This window comes from Mizugakiibacter sp., assembly GCF_039680435.1.
GTDB lineage: Bacteria > Pseudomonadota > Gammaproteobacteria > Xanthomonadales > Rhodanobacteraceae > Mizugakiibacter.
This window is the reverse complement of sequence record NZ_JBDKSX010000140.1, coordinates 18,971-34,342: the sequence shown is the minus strand read 5'-3', so window position 1 is coordinate 34,342 and position 15,372 is coordinate 18,971. Positions and strand designations below refer to the sequence as shown.

Here is a 15,372-nt window from a genome sequence, read left to right as displayed (position 1 = left end):
CGTCATTTCTCCCCGATGCGGCGGTTCAGGTCTTTCACCATGGCGCGATAGAGCTCGCGCTCGCGCTTCTCGACCTCGAAGGTCATCAGCCGCTTCTCGGCGGCGGTCTTGTTGTCCATCGCATTGATCGCGGCCACGGCGTCACGCGCCTGAATCGAGACATCCTTGTAGGAGGCGACTACCTTGGAGAGGCCGCCCAACTCCATGCCTTCGAAGTGCCCCACCGCGGCGTAGTCCTTGCCTTTCACCGCGCGGTGATAGTCCTGCAGTACGGTTTCAGCCCGGTTGATGGAGTCCCAAAAGCGGGTGCGCGCGTCGGCAGGCCGGTTCGCGTCGCGCACGAACTTGCGCGCGATCGGGATTTCCTTCACCTCCGGGAGGATCCCCTCGGCCGCCATCCTCGCCGCCTGAACGCTGTCGATGAAGAAGCGGCCCGTGCCGCCCGTCGCCGACTCCCACAGAAACTTGAGCGTCTCCGGCGAGACGTCGACGGCACCAGCCTGGGTGGCCGTGCCGCCCGTCGCCTTGCTCATGCCGCGGGTGATCTGGTCGTAGACCGTGCCGTGGGTGTTGCGGTATTCCTTCAGGAAGTCCGGCCGGGCCTCGTCGAACTTCGATTCGGGCATGATCTGGCCCTGGAAGCCCGTCGTGTTGTTCGCCACGCGGCCGAAGATGCGCAGGGGTTCAAACGGGATCAGTTCGGTCAGCGCAAACTTCAGGTCCGGCTTGTCGCCCAGCGGATTGAGCGGCGCCAGGTTCTCCAGCAGCGAGCTCGCCATGTGATAGGACTCTTCGACCGGATCCTTGCCGCGCTGCAGGTCGTAGATCGCGTTCCCCAGCGCGAAGGCGACGCCCTGGCCGTAGGGCACGGCGATCTTCACCACCTTGTCACCGATGCGAATCAGCAGGTTGTGGTCCTTCTCGTACTGCGGCACCTCGTCCCACTCGTCGTCGTCGCCGTAGCCGAGCGCCAGCATGTAGGCGAGCCCGGCCAGCGCGCCCATCATCACCCACGCCTGTCCCTTGTGCTTGCCCTTGAACAGCGCGTGCCCCATGCTCGCGGCGCCCTGAATCGACGGGTTGGCGAACAGGTACAGCGCAGAAAGCTGGGAGCCGATCTCGCCCTTGCGGTTGAAGTTCACAGTCGAGTTCTTGGCGGCGGCAGCGGCGGCGGCGCGGCCCTTGCCGGCCTCGACCATCGAGCGGTACAGCGCCACCCGCATGCCGTTCTCGGCCGCGGCATTCATGTGCTCGATCCACGCCGTCACCAGATGCAGCGACTTCTTCAGCGCCACGCGCGTCGCCTTGCCCGGCTTGTTCTCTGCAAACAGCTGGCGCGCGCCCACCGCTTCATCAAACGCGGTCTGCACGTCCTTGCTGATGCGCTCGAGGTCGGACAGGTAGGCCGCGCCGGTGTTGCCGCCGTCCTCGCGGTAAGCTGCCACCCACGGGCTTGCCTCGCCCTTCATCGAGTAGCGCAGCATGTCGCGCAGGCTGGGCAGCCAGTTCTTGATGGTCTTGGCCGCGATGCTGGCGCCCTCTTCGCCGGTCACGTTCATCAGCCCTGAAATCAGGTCGCGCTGCACGTTCGAAACGATGAATTCCGGGTTGATGCCGGTGTACGCCTTCGACAGGAAGGCGTTGACCTGGCGTCCGAGCTCGAGCACCCCGACCAGGTGGGTCTGCCCCATCTTCTTGTAGGCGCGCGCCAGCAGCGGGTCATTCAGCTGGATCCTGACCGTGTTGCCCTTGACGTAAATCTGCACCTCGTTGTCCGCCATGCTGCCGGATGCCATGTAGGCCACCTGCGGGTCGCCCACCGTCTTCGTCACGGTGAAGTCGCTCGGCGTCTTGTTGGCGCTCGTCACCATCGAGGTGATGAACAGGTCCGCCTCCTTGCGGGTATCGAAGGCGCCGACCATTGCGCCCTGGTGGTTGACGATGTAGGTCGCCTGACCCGGGCGCAGCACCTTGCGCTTCACCGGCTTGTCGATCGTCCACAGGCGCTGGTCCGGAGCCGCGGCGGCCAGCGAGACGAGGTGCTGGCCGACGCGGTTCTTCTCGGCCAGGTAGATGGCGCGCTCATGCGCATGGATGATGTTCTCGACCACCCACTCGTCGCGCGCCTTGTGGCCCATCGCCCGGAGCCGCTCGCCGCGCCCGTTGACCGATAGCCCCTTGCCGGTCGCCTGCCCCATGCCGGGCTCGGCCGGGCCGCCGCGCAGCGGGACATAGTGCTGGTAGGCCGCGTCCCAGGCGTCGGCCATTTCCTTGCTGATGATGCCGGCGTCGAGCAGGATGCGCTTGGTGTCGTCGGTGATCGAGCGGAATTCCTCGGCCAGCTTCTCGAACGCGGCAGCGTCGGGCAGCGAGGCGTACCGGTTCAGCACAGCCTGCGCCTCGGCATCGGTCATGCCGGAGCCATTCGGGTTGCCGTGCTCGTCTACCGCATCCGGGTTGATTTTGGCGATCTGCGCGTTGCGCTCGGCCGCGTGGTTGGCGACCAGGTACTCGCCGACCTGCCCCATGTTGAAGCCGGACTTGTGGATTTTCACGATCAGCGGCTGCAGGCGCTGGGCACGGAAGTCCTCGATCTGGCCGGCGATCTTGCCGTACATGCGTTCCTCGGCGCGGTAGACGTCATGCTTGTTTCCCAGCTTCACACCGTTGTCGCGCAGCCATTCCTGAATAACCGTGAACCGGTTGAACTGGTCCTGGTAGATGCGCTGCGCCTTGCGGAAGCGGGTTTCGTCGGGCACAGAAGCAGAAACCCCGCCGGGCGGCGGGGTCTGTTTGGGTTGCGTGGGCCGGTTCGGCGGAGCCGCGGGCGGCCCCACACGCGCAAACAGTGTGCCCTCGCCCTTGCCGGTCTTGCCGCTCACGATGGCATCGCGCATGCCCTTCAGGTTCCACAGCAATTCGCCGTCCGTGTACTTGCCCAGCGCCGCGGCCACACGGTCAAGCCCAATCGCCTTGGCGGCATTGCGCAGCGCCACGCGCAGCGCGCCGGCGTATGCCTTCAATTGCTCGGCGAAGGTGAAGTCACCTTGCCCGGCGACGTGCGCCAGCAGTTCGTCGACGATGATCTTCTGCTTCTGGATCTGCGATAGCGTTTCCGCCTTGGCCAGCGCCTGAATGTACGGCTCGACGTCGCGCAGCACGCCGAAGCGCTCGGCCATCTTGCGCACCCCGTCGAGGTCGCCTACCCTTTTCCAGATCGACAGCATGGCCTTTTCCACTGCCATGGCATCGGGGCCGAAGTAAAGCCGGGCGCCAAGATGGCCGTAAGCCTCATGGAAAATCGTCATTTCGGCGTCGGTTGCATCCTTCAAATTCTCGCGGACGAGGTAGACATGCCCATGGTGAAGAACGCCCTTGATTTCCTCCTGCGGAATGTTCTGCGCCGCGGCCGCGCGAAGAATCGTCACCGGGAGCCCGGCCGGGGTGTCGACAGCGGTGATGCGCCCACCCTCAAAACCCTTCGGACGTTCCCAGCGGGAGGCGACCCGGTTGATGACGTGATCGAGTTCGCGCTGAAGGATGGGGGTAAAGCCCCCAGCGGATTCCGAGAACCCGAATAGCGCATCTCCGGCTTTCTGGTTGCGCCACTCGATCATGCGCTGCACCAGCGCCAGCTTGAGCTCGGCCTTCATTTCCGGCGACAGTTCGACGCCGCCCCCTGCCTTAGCCAGCTTCTGCACGGTTTCGCGGTGCTTCTGGCGAGCGGCCTTGAGCTCGGCCTCCTTGGCGAAAGGCTTGTCGACCTCGGCTTCCAGTTTTGGAATCTCGGCCAGCCTCCGGTCGGCTTCGGCACGGATGTCGCGCTCGCGCTCGTCCAGCCGCGACACGGCGTTGTCGAGGCGGGTGAACAGGCCGGACGGGGAAAACTTGTCCTCCATTTCGTAGCTCGCCACCCACAGCGATTGCCCGTCCTTGGTCAGGTTGACCGCCACGGCACCGAGCACGCGGTAGAACTCGATGCCCATGCCGCGGTACTGGCCAGCCTTCACCCGGTCGCCGGAATGGCCCTTGGCCGCCAGGACAAACGCCTCGGATACCGGCGTCGTTGCGCCCTTCGGGTCGTCGACCGTCTTGCCGGACGGCGTGGTGTAGGCAAACGGTTTGACCGGATTGGCCTCGGCCGCGTCCTTGAACGGCAGGATTTCCGCCAGTTGCGTGCGCATGCGCTCGGGCGCACGGCGGTACAGCGCGGCACGGTCCTGTAGCGAAACCTTGGCCTGCAGGTGGCCGTACTGCTGCGCTTCCAGTGATTTCACCTCGTTGCGCAGCTTGATCTCTTCGAGGATCAGCGGATTGCCGGACGCTGCCGCCTTCATGTCGGCCGCATTGGCGGCCTCGCCGCCGACGTCATCGATCTCCAGCAGGTCGTCGCTGGCCTTGCGCAGCTGCTCGACGCCGGCCGCCTTGTGCTCGATGATCTGCCACATGCGGGTGTCGTAGGTCTGGCGCGTGCCGTAGCGCAGGATCTCGACTTCGAAGCCGTCCGGGTCGCGCAGGTACAGGCTATTGCCCTGGCGCACGATGCGGCCCTCGCGCTGCTCAAGGTCGGACGGGCGCCACGGCGCATCGAGGTGATGCAGGCCGACCAGCCGCTCCTGCACGTTCATGCCGGCGCCCATCTTCTCGGTCGATCCCAGCAGGATGCGAATGTCGCCAGCGTTGACCTTCTTGAACAGGTCGTTCTTCTTGGCCGCGGTGTCGTAGTCGTGGATGAAGGCGATTTCGTTCTCTGGCACGCCGCCCGCGATCAGTTTGGCCTTGATGTCGTCGTAGACCGAGAACTTGCCGCCGCCCGACAGGCCGACCAGTTCGCTGACGGTGATCGAGTCGTCGGCCTCGCTATCGTCCTCGGCCGCCTCCTTCTCGTTGGCGTCCTTCCAGTCGGCGATCTCGGCGTCGTCGATCGGCTGGAACTGCTCCAGCTTGTCCGCCATGTTGAGGTCGTTTTCGAAGGCATGCGCCAGCGCCTTGACTGCCTCGGCCCGGCTGCCTTCCTCGATGCCGAGATCGGCGCCGGTCTGGCCGTCATAGACCGTGAAGCTGGCATTCTCCTTGGCCCCGCGCTTCACCACCAGGAAAGCGCGCTCCACGCCGTCCAGGGTGGCGACGGTCGCCTTGACCTTCTCCAGCGTGCCATCCTCGCGCCGGACGAAGGCTTCACGTTCCTTGCTGGCGGCCGCGGCGCGCGCCGACTGCGGCACCGACAGGTCGCAGAAAATCAGCTGCGCGCCGCGATCGTCCGCCCATTGCTTGTGGATGCGCAGCGCGTTGGTGACGGCCTGGTTCACCTTGCTGCCGGCGAAGTCGGGCGCGTTCGGGTCGATCAGGCGGAAGTCGAGGCCGGCCTTGCGCGCCTCGTTGGTGATCGACAGGGCATTGATCTTGCCCTTGCTGTCCTTGTTCAGCTGCTTGAGGTTCTCGAACTTCCACAGGATCGAACCCTGGTTCCACTGCGTCTTGGGCGTCTGCAGCAGCCGGGTCATGTCCTCGTTGGCTTCGTCCCACGTCTCATAGGTCTTGCCATTGGACGATGGCCCGGCAATCTTGAACTTGCCGGCGTCGTCCTGCTTGATCGAGTAGTCCTGCGGGTAGCCCGGAAGCTCGAACACGATGTCGCCCGCCTCGTGGCTGCGCACGAACTCCGGCACGCCGAAGAACCGGCTTTGCAGGTCGGAGCGGTCGGCGACGACGTTCTGCGGACGGCCGCCCTTGATCTTCGGGACTGGGAACACGGTGCCGGCTTCCTTGGCCTGCGCCTTGAGGTCGTCCATCGTCACCACGTCGGCGAAGCTGCGGTACAGGTCCATCAGGCTCGGTAGGTTGACGAACTTGGCGAAGCGGGTCGACAGCCGGTAGCCGGTGCCGGACGGGTGGACCTCGTAGACGTTCTGCACGTCGCCATACACCCCGGCCCAGGCGTCGAGCAGGTGCAGGCCGGCATCCTTCAGCTTGTTCCACGCCAGATAGCGCTGCATGGTGAACATTTCCACCAGGCTGTTGGAAACCGGCGTACCGGTGGCGAACACGACCGGCGCCTTGCCGGCGTAGCGCTGGTCCAGATAGCGCAGCTTCACGAACAGGTCGAAGGCGCGGCCCGACCCGGACGGGTTGCCGAGTCCCGCCACGTTGCGCATGCCGGAGGTGTAGAACAGGTTTTTGAACAGGTGCGCCTCGTCCAGCAGCACGGCGTCGGTGCCGAGCTCGTCGAAAGTCACGGTGTCGTCCTTCTTGCCGCCCTTGGCCGCCAGCCCTTTCAGGCGCTCGGCAATCTTCTCCTTCATGCGCTCCATGTCGCGCATCACGTTGCGGTCGCCGCGCTCGCGCTTCATTTCCTCAATGGCGTCGGCGATGTCGTTCAGTTGCTCGGAGAGGATGGCCTTCTCGGTGTCGGCCGGCATGCCGATCTTCTTGAACGACGAATGCGCCACGATCACGGCATCCCAATCGCCGGTGGCGATCTTCGCCATGAAGCGGCGGCGGTTGGCCTTGGTGAAATCCGCCTCGGTCGCTGCCAGCACGTTGGCATTGGGGTAGAGCTTGTAGAACTCGTCACGCCACTGGCGTACCAGCGAATTCGGCACCATGAACATCGGCTTGCGCGCGATTCCCAGGCGGCGCAACTCCATGGCGATCGCCGCTTTCTCGAAGGTCTTGCCGGCGCCGACCACGTGATCGAGCAGGATGGTGCGGTCCTGGATCGCCCGCCATACTGCTGCCTTCTGGTGCGGGCGCAGTTTGATGGCGGGGTTAGATCCGGGCAGCGTCAGGTGGGAACCGTCGTACTTGCGGCGCACGTCGGTGTTGTAGTTGTCGTTGTAGATGCGCTCCAGCCGGCCGCGCCGCTCGGGATCCTGCCAAATCCACTCGCGGAACCTGGTCGCCATATCCTGCGCCTTGGCGCGCGCGGCCTCGGTCGCGGGCTCGTTGACCACCCAATCCGGGTTGCGCGAATCGCCGCGGTTGTCCTTCACCACGATGGGCTTGTTGTTGAGGATGTGCTCGAGGATGTCCTCGGCCGGCACCCGATTGGTTCCCCAGGTCGCACGGCGGGCCGTCTCGTCGCCGCTGGGAACGCTCACGGACCACTTGGCAACCTGCTTGACGTAGCGAATGCTGGGGTTCTTCGCGCCGAACAGTTCACCGGCGAAGCGCGCCATGTCCTCGGGCGGCACCCACGGCGAGCCCAGCCGCACGGAAATCTTCAGCGCCGGCACGTCGGGCGGCTGCACCGCTTCGAGCGCGGTCACGTTGGCGGCAAACTGCGGGTCTTTCGCCGCGGCGGCCTGCGCCTGCTTCAACTTGGCCTTGACGTTGCCGGACAGGTAGGCGTCGGCCGTCTCCCAATCGCCGTTCGGGTTCAGGTAGATCAGGTCGCCGAGCTCGCGCCGGATGTCCTCCCACGGCGTGCCGTAGATTTCGGCCATGTGTTCGGGGTCGATCCGGCCGCGCTCGTTGAGCGATACCACCAGGGCGTCCTTTCCGCTGGTGACGGATTTGACCTCGTGCATCGGCTGCAGCACGCGCTTCTTGAAGATGTCGGCCTTCTCGGCGCTGGGCTTGCGCGCCGGCTCGCCGCGCTTCTTGGCCGCCTCGGTTCCCAGGCCAGGGTCGAACTTGGGTTCCAGAGATTCCAGCAGCGGCAGGTCGGGATCATCGGCCAGCGCGCGGCGGTTGGCCGGCTGGTTGATGTAGCCGTACTGCTTCTGGAAGGCGTCGTATTGGCGGTTGAGCTCGGCGCGCAGCCCGGCAATCTCGGCGTCGGTTGAATCCTCAGACAGTTCTGCCCGCATCAGGCTGCGCAGCGTGTCGCGGATCTCGATCATGCGCGCCGCGCGCTTCGGCGCCATGCTGTCCTTGAACTCGACCGCGCGCGCCTGGCGGTTGCCGACCGCATCCGGCAGGCGCTGCATGACCGCCCCATTGTCCAGGTAGTAGCCGTAGACCTTGGTTCCCTCCGGCACCACGGCATCGGCCGTCGCCAGTTCGGCAAGCGGCTTGGTTGCCGCCTGGTAGACGTCGCGCGGCAGGTTGGTAACCGCCTTCCCAAGGGCCATGGCAAGGGGCTCAGAAGGGGGCTCGACGTTGTACTGGTTGGCCTGGCGCATCTTGCCGGTCGGCGCGTGCGTGCCGGCCACCATTTCGGGATGGTCGACGAAATAGCGATTGATCGGGAAGCTGAACTTCTCGCCGGTCTTCGGGTGGACCGTCTCGACGTCGGCCATGTCGGTCCACGCCTCGGGATTGCCGATCTCGCCATCCTCCAGCTTCTGCAGCGCGATGATGTCGGTCACGACCTCGGTATTGGCGTTTCCGAGGAAAGCGTTGTACGGCAGGCGGATCGCGCCCAACAGGCGGGCGTGCTTGGCGAGGTACTCGCGCGCCGCGAAGCCGGCCGCGTCGCGGCTGTCCATCAGGTAGCGCGACACCACCATCTGCAGGATGCCGCCAGGCCGCACCTTGTCGAGCGCCTTGGCAAAGAAAAACTGGTGGATCGAGAAGCTCCTGAACTCAGGGTGCGACGGGTCAAACAGCGATTGCTCGCCGAAAGGCGGGTTTCCGGTGGCGAAGTCGAAGCTGTTGGACGGCAGTTCGACGTCCTGGAAGCCGGCCGGGGTGGCAATCGTCGCGTTCGGGTACAGGTACTTGGCGATCTGGCCGGTGATGTTGTCCAGTTCCACGCCGTAGAGGCCGGAATTGGCGCGCAGGTCATGCGGCATGGCGCCGAAGAAGTTGCCGACGCCCACGGACGGTTCCAGCACCCGCCCGCCGTTGAATCCAAGATGGCGCGCTGCCGCCCACATGCCGGCTGTGACGTCGAGGCTGGTGTAGTGCGCGTCGAGGATCGAGCGGCGCGCGGCGGCGTACTCGTCAGCGGTCAGCAGGTTCTTGAGCTCGTCGCGCAGCGCCGACCAGTCGCCCTTGTCCTCGTCGAAAAGCTGCTTGATGCCGCCCCAGCCGACGTACTTGGCGAGCACCTTCTGCTCGTCGATGGTCGCGCGGCGGTCCTCGGCAGCCAGCTTCTTGACCAGCTTGATCGCGGCGATGTTGTTGCGTGCCTTGGTTTTCTGACCGCCTTCCTCAATTGCGTCGGCGGTTTCGTCGTCGACCGTGAAATCGGCCTTCGGTTCGGAAGGAAGCGCTACCGGCTTGGCGCGGGGGGAGGTTGATTCAGGTCCGTTCCCATCAGTTGCCGGCTCTCGATCCCGCCCACCCACGGATTCGCCTGCTCGTACTCCACTGCCCGCCGTTCCAGTTCCGCCTGCCGCTTCACCGCGTCCAGCAGTTCCCCCGACTTCTCCAGCGCGCGTGTCTGCTTCGGCCATCCCGCTGCCCAGCGGTCGGCCACCTGGCTCGCCACCTCGCCCAGCGCCTCGATCTGCTTCACCGTCTCCGGCTTCAGGACGTGCTTGTTCAGGAATTCGTGCGTGTTCGGCATCATGGTTTACCTCGGAATTCAGTGTAGCACTCGGTTCGACAAGCGCCCAATTCCCACCACGGACGGCTGCGTGCTCGATCTGCCAGCCGTTGCTCAGGTTGTAGTGGTACTTGTCGGCGCCATAGCCGACGACCTGCACAAGCTCGCCAGGCTTGACCAAGATGCGCCCGCCGAGCCAGGTTTCGCGGTCGCCGTTGTAGCGCAGCGTGTCGCCTGGCTTCACCTCGGTTCTGGCGGACTTCACCTCACTGGCGATGGCGCCCACCCGGCTTGGCTCCGCAGCGCCAGGGCGCACCACATGCTTCATGCGAATGAAGTAGCCGCCATCCTTCTTGAAGGTGAACTTGTCGACCGCGGCGGCCTGGTCCTTGGTCAGCGTATTGGAGACCACGCCGGCCAGCGTCTTGCCCTTTCCGGTGACGTGCTCGACCTCCGGAAGATTGGTTTCCAGCTTGTCGCCGACGACCTTCTCGACCTGGGTGTACTCGGCGGCAGGCGCAACGGATTCAACAGGGGCTTCGGCATTCGCTGCGTCCCAACCGCGATACCAATCTTTTGCGTTGGAGCTGGTGACGTTGGTGAAATAGGACGGCAAAACGCGCGGCTGCCCTTCCTTGAATGCCTTGTTTCCGGAATGCCAATGCCCGCTTTTCGTGAGATCGACCGGCGCAACCTGCGGCGTGATAGGCTTCTTCTCAGCAGGCCTGGCTGACTCGTTCATGGCATGCGCGAGGCTGGCGCGCATGTTGTCGGACAGGTCTTTCCACGCCACATCCTTGTAGATGTCGGCGATGTCAGCACGGCCGGCGCGCTCGATCATGGCCTTGCGTTCATCCGGCGAGGCAGTGGCCCAGCGGTCGTCGATGAAGGTGGCTGTGGCGTCTGGTTTTTTGACCTCGAGCTCGCCGGCGCTCTCTTTCTCGATGTCAGCCTTTTCGACGTCGGCCATGCCGTCCATTTCAGCCGAGAATCCGGACGCACGCGGGTCAAACTTGACGGCCACGTACCAGCTTTTGAGGTACGGCTTCACCGCGTCTCCAAGGTCTTCGAGCATGGCCCTGGTGTAGGCCGAGAAGGTGCGCGCGCCGCGCTCGACATGGTAGATGGCCAGCGTGATACCGGCCTGCATGACTTCTGGATCGATGCCGCTGTTCAGCTGGCCGCCTAACTTCCTCTTCAGCAGGGCGCGCGCGGCTGCGGCGGCGTCTTCAGTGACGATGGTGTTGGCGGAAACGGCCGGCTTCTGCTCGGCCTCCAGTTCCTTGACGATGGCCTTCTGCCGGCGCTCGCGCTCCAGAAGGCGATCGTCCACTACCCGGCCTTGCTGCTCGATCTTGGCGCGGGTATCGGCCAGGTCGTTCATGGCCTGCGCGAGTTTGCCGCGGTTTGATTCTGCGGGGATCAGCGCGCGAATGGCCTCGCTCGCCGCCTCGTCGTCGAGATCCTGGTAATAGAAGTCCTCGACCGCGTTATCAATCTGCTGCTCGGTGACGCCGGCCTTCACGGCGCGCTCGATCAGGCTGCGGTCCAGCCGGTCGTACTTGTTGGCGATCGCCATGGCCGGATGGTCGACGGCGTTGTTGGCCATGAAGAAGCCATAGGCGAAGCCTTCCGGGGTCGCGCTGCGGGCGTTCTTGGTCGCCAGGCTCTTGCCGCCGTACTGGCTGTGCATCTTCGATCCCTCGGTCGGCTCGACCGGGGCAATCGGCAGGTCCGCATTGAAGCGGCCCCACAGCAGGGTCTTCTTGGTGTACGGGTCGCCCAGGTGGTTGGGGTCGAACGATAGGCGCCACGGCGGCAGGCCGCCCAATTCCTCGATGCGGCCGACCGGGTTTTCGATCGCCCACACGGCGGGCTTGAAGTGCTCGATGGTGGCGAGGGTCTGGTGGACCAGCTTGACGCTGGCAACGGTGCGGCCGTCTGCATCCTTGGCGGCGAAGTGGCGGGCGCCGCTCACGGCAAAGTCGGTGCATGGGCAGGCGGCCAGGATGGCGTAAATGTCCATGCCATCGAACGAGCCGTAGACGTCGTTGAAAAGCTCGGTCGAGAAGTTGTTGATGTCGCCGATGTTGACGGTTTCCCCGCCCACCTCGTTCATTTCATTGTTCTGGATGTCGAAGCGGTAGACCTGATAGCCGGCTTCCTCCCATGGCTTCGACCACTTTCCGGTCAGGTCGAACAGCGACAGCACGACGCGCTGGGAATTGCCGTTTTCGTAGGAGTTGCGGCCGGCTCCCTGCTTGGCGGCATGATCTTTCCATTCGGCGATCTTGGCGCGGGCCTCGTCGACCGTCATCCAGCCGTGTTCCTTGTGGTAGACCTTCACCTTGTCGTTCAGGCGAACGATCTCACCCTTGGCCGGCGCGTCGAAGACGTGCGTGATCTTCTCGCCGTCCTCGACCGTCGCGCGCTGGGCGCTGTTGAACTCCTTGACGATCTGTCCAAGCTCGCGGTCGTCGACGCCGACAGCGGCGTGCTCGGGGGCGGTGCTCTCAGATTGGGGGATGGTCTTGCTCGCCGGCTGGCTAAAGATGTCGCCCTGCCCGGGGTTAGCGTCGGCCGCGCGGTCGCTGCCGGTTAGGCTGAAGCTGTCGCGCTCGGAATCGGCCTTTGCCTTGGCGTCGGCGTCAGCTTCCTTCTTGGCCTTGGCGGCGGCAGCCTCCTTGGCGATCTGCTCGGCGCGGGTCAGCTGCTCCGGTGTTTGGCCTTCAAGCGCAAAGCCCGCATCTGCAGGCGCGTGAGCGCCAGTTGCAGCACCTTCTTGCGGCGCTCCGGCGGAAGATCCTTCAGGCGCTTCACGATGTTGGCCCTGCGTTGCGGTTGCTTCATTGATCTCGTCCTCGGTAAAGCCCATCGCCCGCATGGCGTCGGCTTCGCTCATGGCTGCGGGTGCGTCAAGGTCCGGCAGGTCGGCATCGTCGACCTCGGCCACGATCATGTCGGCCAGCGCATCATCCGGCGCCGGCATGCCTTCTGCCTGCTGCTGCTCCCTGGCGCTCAGTTCGGCGTAGCGGTCTGCCTCTTCGGTCGTCATCACCGGCTCGCCGGACAGCGCCTGCCCCACCATGTCGCGCACGGCCTGCACCCCGCCGTCGACGTCATTGTAGTGCGCATCCGACAGATAGCCGAGTTCATGCAGGCGCCGCGCCACCAGGTCGAGCGCGTTGCCTTGCTTGCGGAACAGCCCGGGCGCCATGCGGTTGGCGATGTGCGCCGGCTCGCCGGACACGTCCTTGGCCTCAGTGACGTTGATCCCGCCCATGGCCTTGATCGCGGCGATGAACTGGCGCCGCGTGCGGGCGGCCATTTCGTCCGACGTCTCGACCCTGGCCTTGACCTGCTGCTTGATCTGTTGCGCCCGGCTAGGCTTGGGCTGCGCCTCCTGCTTCGGCAGGCCGTAGATGCGCTGCCGCCCCCCTACCGCGCCGGAATCACGCAGCGCCTGCGCGACGGCCGCATGGTCGGCTCCGGGCGGGACGGCGACATCCTCGCCGGTTTCAAAGTGCTGGGCCGGGTACTTGCCGATGTGGACGATGCCGTTTCGGACGCTGATGGGCTCGGCGTTATTCGGGGTGGTGCCGATGGACAGGCCACCCGCCTCGCCTTGCGTGCCTTGCGTCGGGCTTTCTTGTGCAGCCACTTGTTGAGTCGGGGCAGCATGTTCCTCCTTCGCAACAGGCTTCGAGGTGTCGCCGTTCTTCAGCCAGCCCTTGAACTGGTCGACCGACATTTCGGTGATGTTCTTGGCGCCCGTCCAGCCCTTGTCGTAGTTGGCATGGTAGGCGAGCCAGGCATGCGTCGGATCGTCGAACCCGAGCATGGCCTTGTGCTCGTCGAAGGCGCCGGTCTTCGGGTTGATCTGGTCGACCACGTAGACCTTCTGGCTCTCCGGCTTGTCGCCGATGAACACGTCGACCTGATCACCGTCCGCGCCGGTGGTGCGCTTCACGTAGCCGTAGTGGTTGGCCAGCGTGGTCTCCCACGGCTTGCCGTCCTCGTCGGTGCCGCTCCTGGTGCTGCCGGCCGGGTTCTCGATGCTGATGTCGAGGCCGTGCAGGGTGACGTGGCCCTTCTGGTAGTTGCCGGCTTCCTTCTGCGCCTCGGTGGGCTCGGGCAGGTCATTCTTCGGGCTGGTGGCCGCCTCATGGGCGGCCTCGTCGATTGCAGCCGGGGTGGGCTGCGGTTCAGCCGTCGCGGCTTCCTGAACCGGCTCGCCGCCTGCTGCGTTGACGTCGGCAAGCAGTTGATCCTGGTCGAGAGAATCGGCCGGCTCATCGCCGGTACCGAGCGGGGCTGCTGGTGTCGGATGCGCAGGCATGCCGAGATCGGCGCGCAGCGCCTGCTTGCGATCCGCGACCTGCTGGCGAATCTGGTCGAGTCGGCTCGGCGCCGGCGCGGCGGGCTGCGCACCTTGGTCGCCAGGCTTCTTGAATGCCTGATCCCATGCATTCAGCGCGCGGTCGCGCGACACGTCGGCGGCTACGGTTGCAGATTGCTCCTGACGCGCCCGGGCTGCGTTTCCTGCAACGCCGGTGGCGCCCATCGCGCCGGCCTGCATCACGGTCTGCGTCAGGGTGTCGGCCGACTGCTGCAAATAGTCCTGCAGGGTGGCCTGCTTGTTCTGCCCCCAGCCCGGGAACTTGTCGTTGGCGAACTCGATCGCCGTGGTCAGTTCCTCGCCCGGCACCTCGGCAAGGATGTGTTTGGCCAGGTCTTTCACCAGTTCCTCGGTCGGCGCGCCCTTGGTGACGTCGCGGAATACCTTGCTGAACGACGGCATGCCGATCTTCTCGCCGACGATCTCGGCGACGCCGTTGATCGCTGCGCGCTTGGTGGCATCGTCCTGCGACAATCCGGCCGCGCGGCCATCGTGGTAGTCGCTGCCGAATTGCTGTAGGCCCATCATCAGCAGCGGAACCGACCCACCAGACAGGACGGAAACGGCAAGCCCGGGCGTCTGGCTGACGATCGACGAGACGGCGCCCTCCCAATTCCGGGTCAGGTACTGCGAGCGGTCGCCGATCGCCGTGGCCTCGCGGTTGAGCTCGTCGCCCTTCTCCTTCAGCGCCTCCGAGTATCCGGGCATCCCGAGCGCGTCACCGATGAACTGGTGGAGGCCGGCCGCGCTCTGCTCGAGCTGGTTGACGCCCATGGCGGCGCCGCGCTCGATGGTTCCGGCGTTCTGGTACTTCTGGTGGGTTTCGAAGTCGAAGTTCGAATTGCCGACCGTGCCGACGTTGCCTGCCTTGCCGTCAAGGATTTCACCGTCGACGATGTTGCTGATCGTCTTGTCGTCGGCCTGTGGGATCTGCTGGCGCAGTTCCGCGGTGCGCTGCTGGCGCCATGCCTCGACGGTCGGGCCCACGGCCGGCGCCGGCGCCTTGATCGAATCGACGACGTTCTCTGTGGTGGGAAGCGGAATGTCAGGCGTCGCGGGCTTCGGTGCGCTGGAAAGCGTGCTGAAGTCGTAGGGTTTGACGGTATCGGGCGCAGGCTTGGCCGCCGCTTTCGGCGCCGCGCTGCGCGCCGCTTCCGTCATCTTCGCCGCGATGTCCGCATCGCTGGCGCCCGGGTTGGCCTGCTTGACCTTGGAATAGAGGGCGCTGTCCTGCGCGGTCGGTTCGGCCGGCGTGAGCGTAGGCGCCGGCTGGCTCGCCTGCTCGGGCTTCTCGCTGTAGTCCGTGCTGAGCGCGTTGGACAAGTTGTCGACCGCATCGCTGGCGAGGCTCTTGACCCGCTCCATGGCGGTTGGCTTCGGCGCCACGCCGGACAGGTATCCGGCAATCTCGCCGTCCGTGTATCCCGCCTTGCGCGCGCCCGCGATGTCGAAGCCTCTTGACGGCGCCAAGTGGTCGGCAATCTCGGTGTCGGAATACCCAGCCTTGCGGGCGGCGTCGATGTCAAATGCCATGCTT

The 15,372-nt window shown here is 65.2% G+C and carries 1 protein-coding gene; it reads right to left on the bottom strand.

Translation table 11 applies throughout. From position 1 onward, the window contains the following. Nucleotides 1-2 precede the first annotated feature (2 nt). Entirely contained in the window at nt 3-15,368 is a 15,366-nt protein-coding gene (locus tag ABFC67_RS14610; RefSeq protein ID WP_346738764.1) for an LPD38 domain-containing protein, read from the bottom strand. Nucleotides 15,369-15,372 lie beyond the last annotated feature (4 nt).

Coding starts and splice junctions, on each gene's coding strand:
- ABFC67_RS14610 (WP_346738764.1), bottom strand. CDS start 15,368: ATGGCATTTGACATCGACGCCGCCCGCAAGGCTGGGTATTCCGACACC.